Source organism: Streptomyces sp. NPDC028298 (assembly GCF_055565895.1).
Map to the genome: position 1 here is coordinate 439,015 of NZ_JBVHTL010000002.1, position 19,827 is coordinate 458,841.

The 19,827-nt window shown below is 71.9% G+C and carries 18 protein-coding genes; 5 read left to right on the forward strand and 13 right to left on the reverse strand.

All coding sequences use genetic code 11. The features are described from left to right. Nucleotides 1–166: 166 nt before the first annotated feature. Together ACZ4TO_RS10510 and ACZ4TO_RS10515 are read right to left on the reverse strand one after the other, a co-directional pair. Nucleotides 167–1,519 (reverse strand): class II 3-deoxy-7-phosphoheptulonate synthase, encoded by a 1,353-nt coding sequence (locus ACZ4TO_RS10510; RefSeq protein ID WP_382781000.1) that lies wholly within the window; start codon nt 1,517–1,519, stop codon nt 167–169. 136 nt (nt 1,520–1,655) lie between these two features. Continuing rightward, complete coding sequence (locus ACZ4TO_RS10515) at nt 1,656–2,873, reverse strand: glycoside hydrolase domain-containing protein (RefSeq protein ID WP_468023966.1); 1,218 nt, start codon at nt 2,871–2,873, stop codon at nt 1,656–1,658. 127 nt (nt 2,874–3,000) lie between these two features. Between ACZ4TO_RS10515 and ACZ4TO_RS10520 the strand changes: the two genes are divergently transcribed. Together ACZ4TO_RS10520 and ACZ4TO_RS10525 are read left to right on the forward strand one after the other, a co-directional pair. Next, complete coding sequence (locus ACZ4TO_RS10520; protein WP_101392327.1) at nt 3,001–3,057, forward strand: trp operon leader peptide; 57 nt, start codon at nt 3,001–3,003, stop codon at nt 3,055–3,057. Between the two features lie 113 nt (nt 3,058–3,170). Further along, on the forward strand, nt 3,171–5,072 hold the full coding sequence (locus ACZ4TO_RS10525) for an anthranilate synthase family protein (RefSeq protein WP_468023967.1): 1,902 nt from the start codon (nt 3,171–3,173) through the stop codon (nt 5,070–5,072). Here ACZ4TO_RS10525 and ACZ4TO_RS10530 read toward each other — a convergent pair. From ACZ4TO_RS10530 to ACZ4TO_RS10550, 5 genes are all read right to left on the reverse strand, one after another. Continuing rightward, a complete protein-coding gene (locus ACZ4TO_RS10530) occupies nt 5,024–6,019 on the reverse strand; it encodes a 2-hydroxyacid dehydrogenase (protein ID WP_382781009.1) in 996 nt (331 codons plus the stop codon). The two genes, ACZ4TO_RS10525 and ACZ4TO_RS10530, sit on opposite strands and share 49 nt — an antisense overlap. A gap of 79 nt (nt 6,020–6,098) precedes the next feature. Continuing rightward, complete coding sequence (locus tag ACZ4TO_RS10535; RefSeq protein WP_382781012.1) at nt 6,099–7,127, reverse strand: 6-phosphofructokinase; 1,029 nt, start codon at nt 7,125–7,127, stop codon at nt 6,099–6,101. Nucleotides 7,128–7,268: 141 nt separating this feature from the next. Then, a complete protein-coding gene (locus ACZ4TO_RS10540) occupies nt 7,269–7,970 on the reverse strand; it encodes a response regulator (protein ID WP_385049697.1) in 702 nt (233 codons plus the stop codon). 19 nt (nt 7,971–7,989) lie between these two features. After that, nucleotides 7,990–9,213: a MacS family sensor histidine kinase gene (macS, locus tag ACZ4TO_RS10545; protein WP_382781018.1), complete on the reverse strand. Its 1,224-nt coding sequence runs from the start codon at nt 9,211–9,213 to the stop codon at nt 7,990–7,992. A 107-nt stretch (nt 9,214–9,320) separates the two neighbouring features. After that, nucleotides 9,321–10,241: a lysophospholipid acyltransferase family protein gene (locus ACZ4TO_RS10550; protein WP_468023968.1), complete on the reverse strand. Its 921-nt coding sequence runs from the start codon at nt 10,239–10,241 to the stop codon at nt 9,321–9,323. Nucleotides 10,242–10,400: 159 nt separating this feature from the next. Here ACZ4TO_RS10550 and ACZ4TO_RS10555 point away from each other — a divergent pair, with 159 nt between their 5' ends. Both ACZ4TO_RS10555 and ACZ4TO_RS10560 read left to right on the forward strand, forming a co-directional pair. Then, nucleotides 10,401–11,210 (forward strand): alpha/beta hydrolase, encoded by an 810-nt coding sequence (locus ACZ4TO_RS10555; protein ID WP_382781024.1) that lies wholly within the window; start codon nt 10,401–10,403, stop codon nt 11,208–11,210. After that, entirely contained in the window at nt 11,203–11,967 is a 765-nt protein-coding gene (locus ACZ4TO_RS10560) for a hypothetical protein (protein ID WP_468023969.1), read from the forward strand. The genes ACZ4TO_RS10555 and ACZ4TO_RS10560 overlap by 8 nt, the downstream gene beginning before the upstream one ends. 111 nt (nt 11,968–12,078) lie before the next feature. On the opposite strand, the gene ACZ4TO_RS10565 is transcribed toward ACZ4TO_RS10560, so the two are convergent. From ACZ4TO_RS10565 to ACZ4TO_RS10590, 6 genes are all read right to left on the reverse strand, one after another. Beyond that, nucleotides 12,079–12,843 (reverse strand): endonuclease/exonuclease/phosphatase family protein, encoded by a 765-nt coding sequence (locus ACZ4TO_RS10565; RefSeq protein WP_382781030.1) that lies wholly within the window; start codon nt 12,841–12,843, stop codon nt 12,079–12,081. 142 nt (nt 12,844–12,985) lie between these two features. Further along, nucleotides 12,986–13,939, reverse strand: a complete 954-nt coding sequence (locus ACZ4TO_RS10570) for an ROK family glucokinase (RefSeq protein ID WP_382781033.1) — start codon at nt 13,937–13,939, stop codon at nt 12,986–12,988. 54 nt (nt 13,940–13,993) lie between these two features. Next, on the reverse strand, nt 13,994–14,494 hold the full coding sequence (locus tag ACZ4TO_RS10575; protein ID WP_468023970.1) for a DUF5304 domain-containing protein: 501 nt from the start codon (nt 14,492–14,494) through the stop codon (nt 13,994–13,996). Nucleotides 14,495–14,586: 92 nt separating this feature from the next. Further along, nucleotides 14,587–15,756, reverse strand: coding sequence for an ArsA family ATPase (locus tag ACZ4TO_RS10580; protein ID WP_382781039.1), 1,170 nt, complete (start codon nt 15,754–15,756; stop codon nt 14,587–14,589). Nucleotides 15,757–16,126: 370 nt separating this feature from the next. Continuing rightward, nucleotides 16,127–16,567: an SRPBCC family protein gene (locus ACZ4TO_RS10585; protein ID WP_355769797.1), complete on the reverse strand. Its 441-nt coding sequence runs from the start codon at nt 16,565–16,567 to the stop codon at nt 16,127–16,129. A 124-nt stretch (nt 16,568–16,691) separates the two neighbouring features. Next, nucleotides 16,692–17,447: a metallophosphoesterase family protein gene (locus tag ACZ4TO_RS10590; RefSeq protein WP_382782718.1), complete on the reverse strand. Its 756-nt coding sequence runs from the start codon at nt 17,445–17,447 to the stop codon at nt 16,692–16,694. A 338-nt stretch (nt 17,448–17,785) separates the two neighbouring features. On the opposite strand from ACZ4TO_RS10590, the gene ACZ4TO_RS10595 reads away from it, so the two are divergent. Next, a complete protein-coding gene (locus tag ACZ4TO_RS10595) occupies nt 17,786–19,582 on the forward strand; it encodes an AMP-dependent synthetase/ligase (RefSeq protein WP_382781041.1) in 1,797 nt (598 codons plus the stop codon). Nucleotides 19,583–19,827 lie beyond the last annotated feature (245 nt).

The following is a 19,827-nucleotide window of genomic DNA, read 5'->3' on the forward strand; positions in this document are numbered from 1 at the left end:
TCCCTGCTCTGGGGGAGGTTTTGTGTTTTGGTTTAGGGGGGTTAGGGGGAGACCACAAGCAGACAAGTGGTGGGGGGCGTCTCCCCCGGGGGGGGGGGGGGGGGGGTCTCCCCCCCCCCCCCCCCCACTCCAGGTGCCCGTAACAGGCGTGACGCCTGTTGATCTCCTACTGGTCGCGGTACATCTCGGCGACGAGGAAGGCCAGGTCGAGGGACTGGCTGCGGTTCAGGCGCGGGTCGCAGGCCGTCTCGTAGCGCTGGTGCAGATCGTCGACGAAGATCTCGTCGCCGCCGCCCACGCACTCGGTGACGTCGTCACCGGTGAGCTCGACGTGGATGCCGCCCGGGTGCGTACCGAGACCCTTGTGGACCTCGAAGAAGCCCTTCACCTCGTCGAGCACGTCGTCGAAGCGGCGGGTCTTGTGGCCGGAGGCCGCCTCGAAGGTGTTGCCGTGCATCGGGTCGGTGACCCAGGCCACGGTGGCGCCGGAGGCGGTGACCTTCTCGACCAGCTCGGGCAGCTTGTCGCGGACCTTGTCCGCGCCCATGCGCACGATGAAGGTCAGCCGGCCGGGCTCGCGGTCCGGGTCGAGGCGCTCGATGTACTGCAGCGCCTCCTCGGCCGTCGTCGTCGGACCCAGCTTGATGCCCACGGGGTTGCGGATCTTCGACGCGAACTCGATGTGCGCTCCGTCGAGCTGACGGGTGCGCTCGCCGATCCACACCATGTGGCCCGAGACGTCGTACAGGTCGCCCGTACGGGAGTCGACGCGGGTCAGCGCCGACTCGTAGTCGAGGAGCAGCGCCTCGTGGGAGGCGTAGAACTCGACGGTCTTGAACTCCTCCGGGTCGGTGCCGCAGGCCCGCATGAAGTTCATCGCGTTGTCGATCTCACGCGCGAGCTGCTCGTAGCGCTGGCCGGACGGGGAGGACTTCACGAAGTCCTGGTTCCAGGCGTGCACCTGGCGCAGGTCGGCGTAGCCGCCGGTGGTGAAGGCGCGCACCAGGTTGAGCGTCGAGGCGGACGCGTTGTACATCCGCTTCAGCCGCTCGGGGTCCGGGATACGGGCCTTCTCGTTGAAGTCGAAGCCGTTGACCGAGTCGCCCCGGTAGGTCGGCAGCGTCACGCCGTCGCGGGTCTCGGTGCCCTTGGAGCGGGGCTTGGAGTACTGGCCGGCGATCCGGCCGACCTTCACCACCGGCACCGAGGCGGCGTACGTGAGGACGGCGCCCATCTGGAGCAGCGTCTTGAGCTTGTTGCGGATGTGGTCGGCCGACACGGCGTCGAAGGCCTCGGCGCAGTCGCCGCCCTGGAGAAGGAACGCCTCTCCCTTGGCGACGGACGCCATCCGGGCGCGCAGCTGGTCGCACTCGCCCGCGAAGACGAGCGGCGGATACGACTCGAGGTCCGCGATCACATCGCGCAGAGCCTCGGCATCGGGGTACTCGGGCTGCTGCGCCGCGGGCAGGTTTCGCCAGGTGTTGCCAGCGCTCGCGCTGGACTTAGCGTTCACGGTCACCCGGACAACATTACGGGGTCGTGTCGGGCGTCCCATCCACATGCCCATCAAGTGAGACGAACCGCGCTCGATCGGTGACGCTCCGGACGGGCGCCGCGACCGTTCGCGACACCCGCCCGGAGAGGTGCGGACGGTCCTAGTCCACGTCGAGGCGGTCGCGGTCGATGGAGATCCGCACCCCGCCGTGGGTCTCGGTCGTGTCGCCCACGTACTGGTGGACACGCTGGTGCTTGGACCACAGCGTCGAGGGGATCGAGGAGTCGGTCGTGCTCGACACCCGGTTCCAGCGGGCGAAGTGGATCACGTCGGGCAGGGTGACACGGCTCTTGTTGGCGATCAGGTCGGACACCAGGGACGAGGTGTTGCCGTACGCGCCGGAGCGGTAGCCGAGCGCGTGCAGACGCACGGTGTACGCCTGGAGGTAGGCGAGCACCGAGTCGGTGACCTTGCCTCCGGGCTCGTAGTGCTCCAGGTCGAGGTAGAGCACCGTGCCCTTGCCGAAGCCCAGCGCGGCCGCCTGCTTGACGGCGTCGTCGGCGCCCGCGGTGCCCTGCGAGACCGGGCTGGTGATGGCCGCGCAGCCGCCTCCGCAGCTCCCGCCGTCGGAGGAGGGCTGCCGGCCCACGTACAGCGGGAAGAAGCGCCAGCCGCGCGTGTACTGCGTCCGCACCCAGTCCGCGGTCAGGTGCTGCTGGGCGCAGGCGCGGTTGATGCCGCCGATGTAGACACCGATGGCGCCGTACGGGGAGTCGTCGCGCCAGGCGTCCATCGCCGACTGGCTGGGGGCGGTGCAGGCGTCGAAGCCCTCGCCGCGGAAGGAGGTCGCGTCCTTCGGCAGCGGGGCCGCCGCGCGCTGCTGCCCCGGCTCCTCGCGGCGGGCGGCGGCGACGGGCAGTCCGGCGCTGCTCAGGACGTCCTGGATGCGCGCGCGGTCGTATCCGTAGGCCGCGGTGACGGCGATGCGGTCGGCGGTGGCCCGGTAGGTGCGGGCCACCGGGTTCTCGGTGACGGCCCTGGGGGCCACCGGGGCGGGCTGCACCAGCAGGGCCTCGGTACGGCCGCTGGCCCTGGCCGGGCAGTTCTGGTCGGCGCCCGGGGTGCCGAGGTAGACGGCGTGCCGGTCGAAGCGGACGCAGGTGTCGGGATGTTTCTTCAGGTCCACGATCCGCCAGGAGTCGGGGACGGTGAAGATGTAGCCGCGGTAGGCGACCTGGGTGAGGTCCTCGGCGTCGCTCGGTCGCGGGGCGGAGCTCGCGGGGACGAGCGGTCCGGCGGCGAGGGCGGCGGCCGCGAGGAGCACGGTCAGGGCGCGGGCTCCGGTCCGGAGGGTCTGGGGCGAACGGCTTGCGCGCATGGTTCTCGTTTCTCGGTGCGTTCGGGCTGTCTCTGGCCATGCATGGCCGGTGACCGGACGGTAGGAACGCCCCGCGGGGCCGTTTCACGCTGTTGCCCGCCCCTCACCGTCGGGTAAGGTGCGGCGCATGTTCGCGCATTCGAACCAGAACTGGTGGTGGACCGCTCATCCGGCGGCCCACTGACTGCGCGTCGACACACGACTTCGCGAAGGCCGCCCGAGGGGCGGCCTTCGGTGTTTGCGGACCCGGGTCGTTCCTCTCCGAGATGCACGATCCCGAGAGAAGGACCGCACCCGATGAATCTGCTCGACCTGCTGGACGATCCCCGTCCCTTCGCCCTGCTGCGCCGCCGTACGCCGGGCCGCGACCATGACGTGGTCGAACTGCTGCTGGGGCCGGTGCGCGAGGTGGAGCGCCTCGCCGACCTCCCCGACGAGTGCCTCGCGCTGATCCCGTTCCGGCAGATCCGGGAGCGCGGCTTCGACGTACGCGACGACGGCACCCCGCTCGCGGTGCTCGTCCCCGAGGAACGCCATGAGGTGCCGCTCGCGCGGGCGCTGGCCGAGCTCCCGGACCACGACGTCCGGGTCGAGGGCGGCGGCTTCGACGTCGGCGACGAGGAGTACTCCGGGATCGTGGAGCGGGTGCTGCGGGAGGAGATCGGGCGCGGCGAGGGCGCCAACTTCGTGATCCGGCGGACGTACGAGGGCCGCATCCCGGGGTTCGGACGGGCGGACGCCCTGGCGCTGTTCCGCCGGCTGCTGACCGGCGAGCGGGGCGCGTACTGGACGTTCGTCGTGCACACCGGGGAGAGGACGCTCGTCGGCGCGAGCCCCGAGGTGCATGTGCGGATGTCGGCCGGGACGGTCGTGATGAACCCGATCAGCGGGACGTACCGCTACCCGGCCGGGGGGCCGACGCCCGAGGATCTGCTGGCGTTCCTCGCCGACGGCAAGGAGATCGAGGAGCTCTCGATGGTCGTCGACGAGGAGCTCAAGATGATGTGCACCGTGGGTGACATGGGCGGGGTGGTGATCGGGCCGCGGCTCAAGGAGATGGCCCATCTCGCGCACACCGAGTACGAGTTGCGGGGCCGCTCCTCGCTGGACGTGCGGGACGTGCTGCGGGAGACCATGTTCGCGGCGACCGTCACCGGCTCGCCCGTGCAGAACGCCTGCCGGGTCATCGAGCGTCACGAGGTCGGCGGTCGGGGCTACTACGCGGGGGCCCTGGCGCTGGTCGGGCGGCAGCCGGAGGGCGGACCGGACGGCGGGCCCGGGGCGCAGACCCTCGACTCCCCGATCCTCATCCGCACCGCCGACATCGACGCGGACGGCCGGCTGCGGGTGCCGGTCGGCGCGACCCTCGTCCGCGGATCGGACCCGGCGGGCGAGGTCGCCGAGACGCACGCCAAGGCGGCGGGTGTGCTCGCCGCACTGGGCGTGCGGCCCGGCCGGCCGCGCCCGGACGGCGCCCGGCCGCGGCTGGGCGACGATCCTCGGGTGCGGGCGTCGCTGGACGGACGGCGGGCCTCGCTGGCGCCGTTCTGGCTGCGGATGCAGGAGCGTTCCGGTGAACTCGCCGGGCACGCGCTGGTCGTGGACGCCGAGGACACCTTCACCGCGATGCTCGCGCACGTCCTGCGGTCGTCCGGGCTCGAGGTGACGGTGCGCCGCTACGACGAGCCGGGGCTGCGGGAGGCGGTCCTCGCGCACGAGGGTCCGGTCGTCCTCGGCCCGGGGCCCGGCGATCCCTCCGACGGGACGGACCCGAAGATGCGTTTTCTGCGCGGGCTGACCGCCGAGGTGCTGCGTGACCACCGGCACGGCGTCCTCGGTGTCTGCCTCGGGCACGAGCTGATCGCGGCCGAGCTGGGGCTGGAGATCGTCCGCAAGGACGTGCCGTACCAGGGCGCGCAGACCCGGATCGACCTCTTCGGGCGGCCCGAGACCGTCGGGTTCTACAACAGCTTCGTGGCGCGCTGCGACGACGAGGCGCTGGCGGAGCTGGCCGCGCACGGCGTCGAGGTCGGCCGGTCCGCGAACGGCGAGGTGCACGCGCTGCGCGGTCCCGGCTTCGCGGGCGTGCAGTTCCACCCGGAGTCGGTGCTCACGCTGAACGGCGCGGCCGTCGTGCGGGAGCTGACCGGTCAGCTCCGGGGCACGAGCACGTTCTCCGAGCGGCGGCCCTCGGCGTAGTCGCGGACGTTCGCGGCGGTCGCGTCGACGATCTGGCCCACGGCGTCCAGGGTGTAGTACGCCTGGTGCGAGGTGACCAGGACGTTCGGGAAGGTGACCAGGCGGGCCAGGGTGTCGTCCTCGACGGTCTCGAGGGACTTGTCGAGGAAGAACAGCCCGGCCTCCGCCTCGTACACGTCGAGGCCGACGCCCGTGAAGCGGCCCTCGCGCAGTTCGGCGACGAGGGCCTGGCTGTCGATGAGGCCGCCGCGGCTGGAGTTCACCAGGATCGCGTCGTCCTTCATGGCGCGCAGGGCCTCGGCGTCGATGAGGTGCTGCGTCTGCGGCATCAGCGGGACGTGCAGGGTGACGAGGTCGGACTCGGCGAGCAGGCGCTCCTTGGAGACGTACCGCATGCCGAGTCCGAGGCACGCCGGGTTCTCGGCGATGTCCCAGCCGAGCAGGTTCATGCCGAAGCCGTGGGCGATCCGGGCGAAGGCCGCGCCGATCTTCCCGGTGCCGACGATTCCCGCGGTGCGGCCGTGCATGTCACGGCCCATCAGCCCGTCGAGGCGGAAGTCGAAGTCGCGGGTGCGGTTGGCGGCGCGCACGATGCGGCGGTTGACGGCCATGCCGAGGGTCCAGGCGAACTCGGCGACCGAGTAGGGCGAGTAGGACGAGACCCGGGCGACCGTCAGGCCGAGACGCTCGGCGACGTCGAGGTCGATGTTGTTGAACCCGGTGGAGCGCTGGGCGACGAGCTGGGTGCCGCCGGCCGCCAGGGTCTGCAGGACACGGTGTCCCAGGGCGCAGTTGACGCTCGTGGACACGGCCTCGTGGCCGGCCGCGATGGGGGCGGTGTCCTCGCTGAGGAAGACGTCGAGGCAGCGGACCGCGTGGCGCTCCCCGAAGGCCTTCTCCAGCAGGGGCTTCTCGTCGGACTGGACGCCGAACGCCAGAATCTCCACCGGTCTCTCCCGTGCTGGGGTACGGGCCGAATATACGGCCCGTACCCCTCGGCCGCGCGGGCACGGCCGGGTGCCGGTGTCAGCCGAAGAACACCCCGACCTCGGCGTACAGGGCGGGGTCGACCGTCTTCAGCCTGGCGGTGGCCTCGGCGATCGGGACGCGGACGATGTCGGTGCCGCGCAGCGCCACCATCTTGCCGAAGTCGCCGTCACGGACGGCCTCGATGGCGTGCAGCCCGAAACGGGTGGCGAGCCAGCGGTCGAAGGCGCTGGGCGTCCCGCCGCGCTGGACGTGTCCGAGGACCGTGGTGCGGGCCTCCTTGCCGGTGCGCCGTTCGATCTCCTTGGCCAGCCACTCCCCGACGCCGGAGAGCCGGACGTGCCCGAAGGAGTCCAGGCTGCCGTCCTTGAGGACCATGTCGCCGTCCTTGGGCATGGCGCCCTCGGCGACGACGACGATCGGCGCGTACGAAGCCTTGAAGCGCGAGGTCACCCAGGCGCAGACCTGGTCCACGTCGAAGCGCTGCTCGGGGATGAGGATGACGTTCGCGCCGCCGGCCAGGCCCGAGTGCAGGGCGATCCAGCCCGCGTGGCGGCCCATCACCTCGCAGACGAGGACGCGCATGTGCGACTCGGCGGTGGTGTGCAGGCGGTCGATGGCCTCGGTCGCGATGTTGACCGCCGTGTCGAAGCCGAAGGTGTAGTCGGTGGCGGAGAGGTCGTTGTCGATGGTCTTCGGTACGCCGACGACGTTGATGCCGTACTCGTCGCCGAGCCGCGCGGCGACGCCCAGGGTGTCCTCGCCGCCGATGGCGATGAGCGCCTCGACCTCCTGCTTGACGAGGTTCTCCTTGATTCTGCGGATGCCGTTCTCGTGCTTGAGGGGGTTGGTGCGCGAGGATCCGAGGATGGTGCCGCCCCGCGGCAGGATCCCGCGCACGGCGGTGATGTCGAGCCGTACGGTGTCGCCTTCGAGCGGCCCCCGCCAGCCGTCCCGGTAGCCGACGAAGTCATAGCCGTACTCCTGCACGCCCTTGCGGACAATGCCCCGGATGACGGCGTTGAGCCCGGGGCAGTCGCCGCCTCCGGTCAGTACTCCGACCCGCATGGAAAGTCCCTTCGCCACGTTTGGCTGTCGGACTCACGCTAATAGTGATCCACGTCACTTCGGCATGGTGCGGACGGGCTGTTCCGGTGAATTGTCGGGTAGTTGATCAATAGATCACCCGGAAGGTGGCATCTGTACCGTTCACGCCCCGTCCAGGCCCCGCTCGATGGCGTAGCGGACCAGTTCGACGCGGTTGTGGAGCTGCAGCTTGCCCAGGGTGTTCTGGACGTGGTTCTGGACGGTGCGGTGGGAGATGACCAGACGTTCGGCGATCTGCTTGTAGCTCAGACCCTTGGCGACCAGGCGCAGCACCTCGGTCTCGCGGTCGGTGAGCTGCGGGGCCCTCGGCTCGTCGGTGCCCGTCCCGGGGGCGGGTTCCGAGGCCAGCCGGCGGTACTCGCCGAGGACCAGACCCGCGAGGCCCGGGGTGAACACGGGGTCGCCCGCGGCCGTCCGGCGCACCGCGTCGGCCAGTTCCTCGGCGGACGCCGACTTCAGGAGGTAGCCGGTCGCCCCGGACTTCACCGCCTCCAGCACGTCGGCGTGCTCGCCGCTCGCCGACAGGACCAGGACGCGCAGGGACTGGTCGGCGCCGACCAGCTCCTTGCAGACCTGAACGCCGGGCTTGGCGGGCAGGTTCAGATCGAGGACGAGGACGTCGGGCGCGGCCGCGAGCGCGCGGCGCACGGCCTGTTCGCCGTCGCCGGCGGTCGCGACCACGTCGAACCCGGCGGCCTCCAGGTCCCGGGCCACGGCGTCACGCCACATGGGATGGTCGTCAACGACCATGACCTTGATGGGGGTCTCCCCCGTCCGCGGCTGGTCCGCGGTCGTGCCCGTCATCGTCCTGCCGCCGCCTTCGTCATCGTGTCCTCGCCTTCCCCCGCGCGTCCTTCGGTACCTTCAGCTCGACCTCGGTGCCCTGTCCCGGGACCGAGACGAGTTCCGCCGTGCCGCCCAGCTCGCGCAGCCTGCCGCGGATCGAGAGCGCCACTCCGAGCCGCCCCTCGCCCTCGGCCTGGGCGAGCCGCCCCTCCGGGATGCCGGGGCCGTCGTCGCGGACCGTCACGATCACCGCGTCCGGTTCGTCCTCGACGAGGATCCAGGCCGGGGCGTCCTCGCCCACGTGCCTGCGCACATTGTCCAGGGCGGCGCCCACGGCCGCGGCCACCTCCCGCGCGGCGGGCGGGTCGAGCGGCACCGGCGCGCCGGGCTCGGAGAGGGTCACGCGCGCGGTGGCGTACGGGGCCAGCAGGACACGCAGATCGAGCGGGCCCTCGGGATCCTCGTCGTCGGGCTCGTCGACGGCACGGACCAGCGCGCCGAGCGCGGCGTCCTCCGACACCCGGGAGACGGGCACCAGACCGCCCGACACCAGCGTGCGCAGCGCGACCTCCTGCTCGCCCGCCATCCGGCCGAGCTCCGCCGCCTCGCCGCCGAGCGCGCTGCCGCGCCGCTGCACCATGGCCAGGACCTGGAGCACCCCGTCGTGGATGTCCCGGGCCAGCCGCTCACGCTCCCGGGTCGCCGCCTCGATCTCCAGGGCGCGGGCGAGGGTGCGCTCGGAGGCGCGGGCCACCTCGACGACGTAGCCGATGGCGATGGAGGCGACCCAGACGAGGATCACGTTGTGCACGGTGTCCCGGGTCGGGGCGCCGCGCTCGACGAGGTTGGCCGCGGCGACGAGCGTGGAGGCGAAGGCCGCCCAGCGCCAGCCGCCCTTGATCGCGAAGGCCAGGACGGCGCCGGCCGTCCATATCGACGGCAGCGTCGGGCCGCCCCCGTCGATGCGCGCGGCGGAGTCGGCGACGCGGGTGAGCAGGATGCCGGTCAGCGCCACGGTGAGGTCGGCGGCGAGGAACCGCTTGGTGCAGTTGGCCGCGCCGGAGACCCTGGGGAGCGTGGCCAGCGTCCAGACGAGCAGGAACGCGAAGAACGCGACGGCCACCCACGGGCGGTCGAACTTGTCGTACGTCGTGGCGAACAGCCCGATCGCGTACAGCACGGTCAGCACCCGGTAGCCGGTCAGCGCACGCCACAGCGGCTGCTCGACCGACATCCTCATGACTCTCTCGCGCCTGGCCATGCCCCCACCCCGCCCTGCCCCGCCCTGCCGACGTCCCTACGGACGCTCCTGGGAGCCGGACCGTTGCCTTCCGGCCGGCCCGGCCTCCTCCGTGCCCCCGGCCCCGCCTACGGACCGGCCTGTTCCACGTCCCGCGCCCCGGGAGCGGCCTGCGCTCCGGGAGCGGCCTGCGCCTCGTCGGGAGCGGCCTGCTTCTCGGCCTGCTTCTCGGCCTGCGTCCCGGTCTCTTCCCCGGCCGTCGGCTCCGCGGTCCGCTCCGCCGGCTCCTGGGCCTGCTCGTCGGCCTGCTTCTCGGCTTGCTTCTCGGCCTGGGCGAGCTGCGCCTTGGCCGCCTTCTCGGCGTCCTTCTCGGCCTTCGCCGCCTCCGCGATCTGCCGCTTGGCGGCCGTCGCGTAGATGTCGACGTACTCCTGCCCGGACAGCTTCATGATCTCGTACATGACCTCGTCGGTCACCGCGCGGAGCACGAACCGGTCGTGCTCCATGCCGTTGTAGCGGCTGAAGTCCAGCGGCTTGCCGATGCGGATGCCCGGACGCATCAGCTTGGGCATCAGCTTGCCCGGCGGCTGGATCTTCTCGGTGTCGATCATCGCCACCGGGATGACGGGCGCGCCGGTGGCGAGCGCCACCCGCGCGAGGCCGCCCGGCTTGCCGCGGTAGAGGCGGCCGTCGGGCGAACGCGTGCCCTCCGGGTAGATGCCGAACAGCTCACCGCGCTCGATCACGTCTATGCCGCTCTTGATGGCCGCCTCGCCCGCGCCGCGCGCGCCGGAACGGTCCACCGGGAGCTGGCCGACGCCCTTGAAGAAGGCGGCCGTCATCCGGCCCTTGATGCCCGGGGTCGTGAAGTACTCGGCCTTCGCGATGAAGGTCACCTTGCGTTCGAGGACCGCCGGCAGGAAGAAGGAGTCCGAGAACGAGAGGTGATTGCTCGCCAGAATCGCCGGGCCCTCGGCGGGGATGTTCTCGAGGCCTTCCACCCAGGGCCTGAAGGCGAGCTTCAGCGGCCCTCCGATGGAAAACTTCATTGCGCCGTAGATCACCCGCGTGCCTCCTGTGTCGTAGATCAGACCTTAACCCGGAGCGCCGTAGAAGGACCCGACGACCCTGGTCGGTGTCAGTACGGTCGCGTACGGTGAAGCACACCCGGAGTCGTTTTCCGCCCAACTCATGAACAGGAGACCGAGGTGCCGGTCCTTCCTGGAGCCGAGCCGTTCCGCCACGAGGGCGGAGACGTCGGCGTCCTCCTCTGCCACGGTTTCACCGGCTCCCCACAGTCACTGCGTCCCTGGGCCGAGTATCTCGCCGACCGTGGTCTGACCGTCGCGCTGCCGCTGCTGCCCGGGCACGGCACCCGCTGGGAGGACATGCAGCTCACCGGCTGGCAGGACTGGTACGCCGAGGTCGACCGCGAGTTGCGCGCGCTGCGCCGGACCTGCTCGCGGGTGTTCGTGTTCGGGCTCTCGATGGGCGGCGCGCTGGCGTTGCGGCTCGCGGCGAAGCACGGGGACGAGGTCGACGGCGTCGTGGTCGTCAACCCGCTGAACAAGGTGCACGGTCCGGCCGCGCGTCTCCTGCCGGTCCTGCGGCACCTGGTCCCCTCCACGAAGGGCATCGCGAGCGACATCGCGAAGGAGGGCTCCGAGGAGATCGGCTACGGCCGGGTGCCGCTGCACGCCGCGCATTCGATGCGCCGGCTCTGCGCGGTCGTCGACGCGGAGCTGCCGCAGGTCACCCAGCCGCTCCTGCTGCTGCACAGCCTCCAGGACCATGTGGTCTCCCCCGCGGACTCGGCGCGCATCCTCGGGCGGGTGTCCTCCACGGACGTCACGGAGATCGTGCTGGAACAGAGCTACCACGTCGCGACGTTGGACCACGACGCGGACCGGATCTTCGAGGAGAGCCACTCCTTCGTCACCCGGATCGCGCCCGGTGCCGGCAAGGAGGCCGACGCCGGTCGGGTGGGCGGGCAGGAAGGGACGGCAGCCGGTGACTGAGCACGACGCGGACCGCGGCGACTCCGAGGAGAAGGGCGTGCCTGTGGGCGAGCCGCTCGACGGTGCCCGCGGCGAGGGGGTCGGCGACCCGCTCACCGAGTCCGCCGGGGACCCGCTCGCGGAGCCGTCCGGAGACGCCCGCGGCACGTCCGCCGGCGACGAGCAGAGCGTGCCCTTCGACGAGGAGGCCGCCTGGAAGTCGATCGTCGAGGGCTACGGCGAGGAGCCGCCGGACCCGCCGGGCTCGCGGCCCTTCCGGTCGATCGAGGACCTGGCGCTCCCCGAGCCCGGTCCCGACACCGACGCCGGGACCGGCGGCGGCTCCGGGGACGACACGGGCGAGGACGACACCCCGGCTCCGGGTGCCGGGTCCGAGCCGGAGGCCTCCGGCTCGGGGCCCTCCGCCGTCAAGCCGCTCGGCAGTTCGATCTCCTTCGCGCCCGGCGTCGGCGGCCCGCGGGACTACCGCGCCCCCGAGCCGTCCGAGGACGACTTCGACGAGGACGACGAGGGGCACTTCGTCCCGCCCGAGCCGCCCCCGCTGCCCGCCGCGGACACGACCGCCAAGTTCGCCTGGCTCGGCGTGCTCGGCGGCCCCGCCCTGCTGCTGCTGGCCGTCCTGTTCGGCTGGGACATGACCTGGTGGCTCACCACCCTCGGCATCGGCGGCTTCCTCGGCGGCTTCGCCACGCTGGTGACGCGCATGAAGGACGACGACGAGGACCACGAGGACCCGGGGCGCGGCGCGGTGGTCTGACCGGGATCGCGGCCCGGGTGCGCCGAGATCCGGGTGCGGTGGAGATCCGGGTCCGGGCGTGGTTCCGCAGGCGGGTGGTTCGAGGTGGGGTGGGAGGCTTCGGCCCGTTCCCTAGGACGCGGGCACTCTGAGGGCGGCCAGTACGGGCAGATGGTCCGTGGCCGCCCTCAGGTCCGCTTCGCTCACTCCGGGCAGGCCGAGCGGCACCCCGCAGCCGAGGACCTCGATGCCGGAGCTTGCGAAGACGGCGTCGATGCGCCGGTAGGGACCCGCGAACGTCCAGGTGTGCTCCCCGCCCCAGGGCCGGGTCGCCCAGCCGTCCTGGAGCGCGCCCGCCAGACGGCGGAACGTCGGTCCCGCCGGGCCTTCGTTGAGGTCCCCGCCCGCGACGACGTGCGGGGCGCCGAGACCGGCGAGACGGTCGAGGAGCATGCCGCCCTGCTCGTGGCGCTCGGCCTTCTGGAGCGACAGATGGCAGCTCAGCACGCCGAGCCGGGCGCCCCCGAACCGCACGACCGCCGTGGCGAAGCCCCGGCGGTGCTGTCCCGGGGTGAGCGGCAGCAGGACGTCCTCGGTGCGCTCCACGGTGGCCCGCAGCGTGCACAGCAGCGCGGGCCCGGAGGCGGTGGCGCCCCCCGACAGGATGACGAGACCGGAGGCGGCGGCGAGACGCGCGAGCTTCTTGCGCCAGCGGAAGAAGCGGGGCGCCTCCTGGACCAGGACGAGGTCCGGTGCGCAGGCGCTGATCACTCGGGCGAGCGCGTCGGTGTCGTCGCGCATCGAGCGGATGTTGTAACTGAGCACGCGGATCACGGCCGAGCCGTCGGCTTCGGTGCGGGACGCGGGCAGCGGACTGGCGGAGAACGCGGTCGGCATGGCGATCAAGATACGCGCCCGACGCCCGCGCGGGGGGCCGAAGAACCGCATGGCTCGCCTTCGGGAACGAAAGGTGCGGACACGACTGCGCCCGCCGGCCTGTGCGGGGGGCGGCGGGCGCTGTCGTGCGAGACGGGGTGACCTACATGATCGGGTCGGGCTCCCGGGCCAGGTCCGCCGCTCCGACGAGACCCGCCTTGTTGCCGAGCTGCGCGGCGATCACGTCGGCGACCGGACGCCAGTTGCCGCCGACCAGCCAGCGCTTGTACGACTTACGGATCGGGTCGAGGACCAGCTCACCCTCGTCCGACAGGCCGCCGCCGACGATGAAGGCGGACGGGTCGAAGAGCGAGGCGAGGTCGGCCAGACCCGCGCCGGCCCAGCGGGCCAGCTCACGGTAGGAGTCCACCGCGACGTGGTCGCCCTGCCGGGCGGCCATGGAGATGTGCTTGCCCTCGATGCCTTCCGGGGTGCCGTCGCCGAGCCCCAGGAGGACCTCCGCCGCCTCCGGGGTCGCGTTGGCCCGCTGCTTGGCGTACCGGACGAGCGCGCGCCCGGAGGCGTACTGCTCCCAGCAGCCCTGCGAGCCGCAGCCGCACAGCAGCCCGTCCGGGACCATCCGGATGTGGCCGAACTCGGCGGCCACGCCGAAGTGGCCGCGGCGCAGCTTGTTGCCGATGATGATGCCGCCGCCGAGGCCGGTGCCCAGGGTGATGCAGATGACGTTGCGGTGGCCCTTGCCCGCGCCGAACTTGTACTCGCCCCAGGCGGCCGCGTTCGCGTCGTTCTCCACGACGACCGGCAGGCCCACACGCCGCTCGACCTCGGCCTTGAGCGGCTCGTTGCGCCAGTCGATGTTCGGCGCGAAGTAGACCGTCGAGCGCTGGCGGTTCACATATCCGGCGGCACCGATGCCGACGCCTACGATGTCGTGCCCGGCGCGCGCGCCCTCCACGGCCGAGGCGATGGCGTCCACGATCGCCTGCGGCGTGGTCGGGGTCGGCACCTTGTGCGTCGAGAGGATATTGCCTTCCTCGTCGACCACACCGGCCGCGATCTTCGTGCCGCCGATATCGACGCCGATGGTGAGTCCCATGAATCCCTCAGTTTCGGTCGAGCCCCGCTACGGCCAACCGTACCCGAGGGGCGATTAGTCCAGGTCGATGTGTTCGCCCGGACCGGACTCGTCGTCGCGGGAACCCGTGTCCCGAGTGGTCCAGCGACGCTCCTGGTTCTCGACGGCCGAGCGGTACGCGGCGAGCAGTTCCGAACCGGCGGCGGCGAGGTGGTCGAAGACCTCGGGGTTGCGCTCCAGCACCGGTTCCACGGCGGCCTTGGCCTGCTGCACGACCTGGTTGACCATCTGCTGGGCGGTGCCGGAGGCGACCGCGCCGAACAGCGGGGACTGGAGTCCGGAGAGCTTGTCGGCGACGGCGTCGACGAGTTTGCGCAGTTCCTCGGCGGCCGAGCCGGGCGGCGGGCCATGCCCGGCGCGGCGGCGGGCCTTCTCCGCGGCGAGGTCCTCGGCGCAGGCCGTCGCCCAGGCGTCGTCGTCGGTGGCGTGCGCTTCCTGGACGGGTACCTCGTCGACACGGACCTCGTCGGCCGTCTCCTCCTGAGCGGCCTCGGACGGTGGGCGCTCTTCGCTCATGGCGGGACTCCTGCCTACGATTTCCTTGCTTTCGACGTTACCCGAACGGGCGTATCCCGTTCACCGTGCCGGTGCCCCGGATCGCGGCAGGGTCACTTCTCGCGCGGCCACAGCCCGGGATCCGGCGTGAAACGGACCCGCAGCTCGCCCTCGCGCAGCGCGGCTCCGGCCACCGTGCAGCGGCGGAGCGCGGACGGCAGCGGGACGATCCTGCGGAACTGGCCGACAGTCACGACGAGTTCGTCGCCGCGCCGGATGAGGTCGAGTTCGTCGCGTATCGCGCCGGGCAGCGGAATGTGCCACACGAGCACGCCGTCGTCGGCGAGGCGGTCGGTCACGGGCCACTCGACCGGGGTGGGCGCGGTGTTGACGCCGGGCACGGGGAGCGCGGCGAGGTCGTCGGTGCCGCGCGGGTCGTGGCCGCGGTGCGGGACCTCGTGGACGGCGTACGTCTCGCGCCATTCGTCCAGGGCCTTGCGCTGCTGGGCCGCGAGGGCTCCCAGCCAGGCGTCGTGGGTGGCGCCGGGCAGGACGCGGTTCGCCACGAGGCCGTCCACGGGCAGTCCGCGCAGGGCGAGGGCGGTGGAGGCGGTGCGGACCGCGTCCGTGCCGGCCGGTCCGGGTTCGGCGACCAGCCGTACGGTCGTGGCGCGGTCCTCGACCACCGCCTGCACGGCGGCCAGTTCGATGTCCCAGCGCCCCGCGGTCTCGTACAGCCACTCGGAGGGCATGGGCACGCCCGCGAGCCGTCCGAGGACCGGGCGCAGGGCGCGGGCCGCCTGGCGCTCCGGCGGGAGCAGGCGGCGCAGGTAGCGGCGGAGCTCCTCGGGGAGGGCGAGGAGGGCGAGGGCCTGGGGGGCCGGGGGCAGGTCCACGACGAGCAGGCCGTACGCGTCCGACAGCGCGGCGTCGCGCAGGGCGCGCAGGAGGGCCAGTTCCTCGGCGCCGGGGAGCGGGGTGACTTCCTCGGCGTCCAGGCGGGAGGCGCCGAGGAGGTCGAGGGCGGTGGTGGCGCGGCGCTGGAAGGCGGTGAGGTCGTCGCGGAAGCGGGCGGCGGGGTCGGGGCGCCAGGCGGTGAGGCCGGGGGCGGCTTCCACGGGGTCGGGGCCGGTGGGGACGCCGAGGACGGCGCCGAGGGTGTCGGTGCGGTCGGCGGTGAGCACCAGGGTGCGGGTGCCCTCGCGGGCCGCCCGCAGCGCGGTGGCCGCGGCGACGGTGGTACGGCCTGTGCCGCCTTGGCCGGTGATCAGGATGGTGCGCATGGGGCTGAACGCTACCGGTGCGGTGGCCTCGGCGGTTTCCGGGTCGGGGTTGTGCCGGTGCGGTGGCCTCGGCGGTTTCCGGGTCCGGCCGGTGGGTGGGTCGGGGCCGCGCCGGTACATCAGCCCGTCGCCGTTGGGTGAGGAGTGACCGTCGGTGGCGACGGCCATTGATGTACCGCCACGTCCCCTCGCGCCGGATCCCGGCTGCGGGTGCGTGATCCAGACGGTTCCAGCAGGATTCAGCCCCGGCCGGCGAAATTTTCAGCCCCTCCGGCGTTTGAGGAGCGGGGTCTGGGGCGGAGCCCCAGGTATGGGACGGGTAGGGGCGGAGGGGGCGAAGAAAGGCCGGGGTGGGCCGGGCCCCCGGGGGTCAGGCGGTTTCTTCTACGCGCTTCTTCAGGCCGGCCAGGGCGCGGTCGATGATGACCTTCTCGGCCTTGCGCTTGATCATGCCGAGCATGGGGATCTTGACGTCGACGGTCAGCCGGTAGGTGACCTCGGTGGCCCCCTCGCCCGCGGGCTTGAGAAGGTACGAGCCGTCCAGCGACCGGAGCATCTGGGACTTGACCAGGGTCCAGGAGACCTCGTGGTCCCCGGTCCAGGTGTAACCGAGGGTCTGGTCGTCCTTGATCGCACCGGCGTCCATGACCAGCCGGACCTGCTCGGCACGGCCGAGGTCGTCCGACTTGAGGACCTCCGCCTCCTTCACCTCGCCCGTCCAGTCCGGATAGCGGGCGAAGTCGGCGATCACCGCCATGACGTCAGCCGGTGCCGCCTCGATCGTGATGCTCGAACTGGTGTGTTCCGCCATCGCGGTGGCTCCTCCAGATGCGGTCCGGTGAGGGAGGGTGGTGCGCACGTGTGTGCAGCGTGAAGGCTACCGCGCACGGCCGTGGGCGCCGTCACCCCACCTGCCCTTCAGCCCCGTCGCGGCGTCACCACTCCAGCACCCAGGGACGGCCCGACCCCGCGAAGTGCCCCACATTGACGCATTCCGTCGCCCCGACACGCATCCGGCGGGCGAGGGGCTGATGGACGTGGCCGAAGAGCGCGTAGCGGGGGCGCGTGCGCCGGATCGCGTCGAGAAGTGCGCGGGAGCCTCGCTCGAAGCGGCGCGCGACGGTGTCGTACACGAGCTCCGGCACCTCCGGCGGGATGTGCGTGCACAGCACGTCGACCTCGCCGACCGCCTCGATCTTGGCCGCGTACTCCTCGTCGCTGATCTCGTACGGCGTCCGCATCGGTGTCCGCAGTCCCCCGCCGACGAACCCGAAGACGCGGCCGCCGATCTCCACCCGCTCCCCGTCGAGGACGGTGGTGCCCGGTCCGGCGTACTCCGGCCACAGGGTCGGCATGTCGACATTGCCGTAGGTGGCGTACGTCGGATTCGGGAACGCGGCGAACATCTCGGCGTACTGCTTGCGCACGGCCTTCTCGATCGCCGCGGCCCGGTCGGTGCCGATGCCCGCCCACAGCCGGGCGCCGAACGCGCGCGCCTCCTCGAAGCGGCGGGCGGTGCGCAGCTCGACGATGCGGTCGGCGTTCTCCACGCCGAACAGGTCCGGGAAGATGCCGCGCGCGTGGTCGGCGTAGTCGAGGAAGAGGACCAGGTCACCGAGGCAGATCAGGGCGTCGGCGCCGTCGCCGGCCCGGGCCAGGTCGCGGGCGTTGCCGTGCACGTCGCTGACCACATGAACGCGCGTCCTCGGACGGCCGACAGGTGTGGATGCCATGACGATCAAGCGTAGGCGCGTGCGGCAAACGTGAACAGAGGCGGCCGGACCTGCGATTACTGGCATGCCCGGAAGGCCGTGGACTACTGTGCGCGCAGGAACGCCACCACGTGTGACGCATGGAACATCTCGCCGGGACCCCCTGTCGAAGAGGCCATACCGGCGGGTAACGTCCGGGCAGTCCAGTCGTACTCGGGATTTCAACAAGTGATCTCTTGAGTACTTGCCCGAGCCTTGGACCGCACCGTCGCATCACACAGAGTCGTGGCGTCGGCGCCCTATGAGGAGCAGCAGTCTTGCGCGAGTTCAGCCTTCCGGCTTTGTACGAGGTCCCTGCGGACGGAAATCTCACCGACATCGTCCGCAGAAACGCCGCGCAGCATCCCGACGTAGCCGTGATCGCCCGCAAGGTGGGCGGCACCTGGACGGACGTCAGCGCCACCACCTTCCTCGCCGAGGTGCGTTCCGCTGCCAAGGGCCTGATCGCCGCGGGCGTGCAGCCCGGTGACCGGGTCGCCCTGATGTCCCGTACCCGCTACGAGTGGACGCTGCTCGACTTCGCCATCTGGAGCGCCGGCGCCGTCACCGTGCCGGTGTACGAGACCAGCTCCCCCGAGCAAGTGCAGTGGATCCTCGGCGACTCGGGCGCGCGGGCCTGCATCGTCGAGCTGCCCGCGCACGCGGCCTCCGTGGAGTCGGTGCGCGACCGGCTGCCCGCCCTCGAGAACGTCTGGCAGATCGAGGCCGGCGGCGTCGAGGAGCTGGGGCGCCTGGGCGCGGACGTCAGCGACGCGACCGTCGAGGAGCGCAGCTCGCTCGCCAAGGCGGACGACCCGGCGACCATCGTCTACACCTCCGGGACGACCGGCCGCCCCAAGGGCTGCGTCCTGACCCACCGCGCCTTCTTCGCGGAGTGCGGCAACATCGTGGAGCGGCTGCGCCCGCTGTTCCGCACCGGTGAGTGCTCGGTCCTGCTGTTCCTCCCGCTCGCGCACGTCTTCGGGCGGCTCGTGCAGGTCGCGCCCATGATGGCGCCGATCAAGCTGGGCTGCGTCCCGGACATCAAGAACCTCACCGACGAGCTGGCCTCGTTCCGGCCGACGCTGATCCTCGGTGTGCCGCGCGTCTTCGAGAAGGTCTACAACTCGGCGCGCGCCAAGGCCCAGGCGGACGGCAAGGGCAAGATCTTCGACAAGGCCGCGGACACGGCGATCGCGTACAGCCGCGCGCTGGACACCCCCTCGGGGCCGTCGCTCGGTCTGAAGATCAAGTACAAGACGTTCGACAAGCTCGTCTACAGCAAGCTGCGCGCGGTGCTCGGCGGCCGTGGCGAGTACGCGATCTCGGGCGGTGCGCCGCTGGGTGAGCGGCTCGGCCACTTCTTCCGCGGGATCGGCTTCACGGTCCTGGAGGGCTACGGCCTCACCGAGTCCTGTGCGGCCACGGCCTTCAACCCGTGGGACCGTACGAAGATCGGCACGGTCGGTCAGCCGCTGCCCGGCTCCGTGATCCGTATCGCCGACGACGGCGAGGTGCTGCTGCACGGCGAGCACCTGTTCAAGGAGTACTGGAACAACGAGGGCGCGACCGCCGAGGCGCTCGCCGACGGCTGGTTCCACACCGGTGACATCGGCACCCTCGACGAGGACGGCTACCTCCGCATCACCGGCCGCAAGAAGGAGATCATCGTCACCGCGGGCGGCAAGAACGTCGCCCCGGCCGTCATAGAGGACCGCATCCGCGCCCACGCGCTGGTCGCGGAGTGCATGGTGGTCGGCGACGGGCGTCCGTTCGTGGGCGCGCTGGTCACGGTCGACGAGGAGTTCCTGGGCCGCTGGGCCGAGGAGCACGGGAAGCCGGCCGGCTCGACCGCGGCGTCGCTGCGCGAGGACGCCGATCTGATCGCGGCCATCCAGAACGCCATCGACGACGGCAACGCGGCGGTGTCCAAGGCGGAGTCGGTCCGCAAGTTCCGGATCCTCGCCCACCAGTTCACCGAGGAGTCGGGGCACCTGACGCCGTCGCTGAAGCTGAAGCGGAATGTGGTGGCGAAGGATTACGCGAACGAGATCGAGGCACTTTATCGGGGCTGATGCCCGAGCGACCGGGTTCCGCCCCGGCCGGGAACTTCACGGCTCGGCCCCCTCCGGTGGAGGGGGCCGAGCCGTTTCCATGCCGGTCCAGGTGTCTCCGGGGGCCGCCGTAGGCGGTGGAGGTCGTTCCCGGGCGGGAGGTGCGTCGTGGTTGCTCGCGCAGTTCCCCGCGCCCCTGAACGGCCGCCCTGACGGGCGCCCGCCAGGGCCCGTTCAGGGCCCGTTCAGGGGCGCGGGGAACTGCG

Excerpts from the sequence above, each read along its gene's own strand:
- ACZ4TO_RS10515 (WP_468023966.1), bottom strand. The coding sequence starts at position 2,873 with ATGCGCGCAAGCCGTTCGCCCCAGACCCTCCGGACCGGAGCCCGCGCC.
- ACZ4TO_RS10525 (WP_468023967.1), top strand. The coding sequence starts at position 3,171 with ATGAATCTGCTCGACCTGCTGGACGATCCCCGTCCCTTCGCCCTGCTG.
- ACZ4TO_RS10535 (WP_382781012.1), bottom strand. The coding sequence starts at position 7,127 with ATGCGGGTCGGAGTACTGACCGGAGGCGGCGACTGCCCCGGGCTCAAC.
- ACZ4TO_RS10540 (WP_385049697.1), bottom strand. The coding sequence starts at position 7,970 with ATGACGGGCACGACCGCGGACCAGCCGCGGACGGGGGAGACCCCCATC.
- macS (WP_382781018.1), bottom strand. The coding sequence starts at position 9,213 with ATGGCCAGGCGCGAGAGAGTCATGAGGATGTCGGTCGAGCAGCCGCTG.
- ACZ4TO_RS10550 (WP_468023968.1), bottom strand. The coding sequence starts at position 10,241 with ATGAAGTTTTCCATCGGAGGGCCGCTGAAGCTCGCCTTCAGGCCCTGG.
- ACZ4TO_RS10565 (WP_382781030.1), bottom strand. The coding sequence starts at position 12,843 with ATGCCGACCGCGTTCTCCGCCAGTCCGCTGCCCGCGTCCCGCACCGAA.
- ACZ4TO_RS10570 (WP_382781033.1), bottom strand. The coding sequence starts at position 13,939 with ATGGGACTCACCATCGGCGTCGATATCGGCGGCACGAAGATCGCGGCC.
- ACZ4TO_RS10575 (WP_468023970.1), bottom strand. The coding sequence starts at position 14,494 with ATGAGCGAAGAGCGCCCACCGTCCGAGGCCGCTCAGGAGGAGACGGCC.
- ACZ4TO_RS10580 (WP_382781039.1), bottom strand. The coding sequence starts at position 15,756 with ATGCGCACCATCCTGATCACCGGCCAAGGCGGCACAGGCCGTACCACC.
- ACZ4TO_RS10585 (WP_355769797.1), bottom strand. The coding sequence starts at position 16,567 with ATGGCGGAACACACCAGTTCGAGCATCACGATCGAGGCGGCACCGGCT.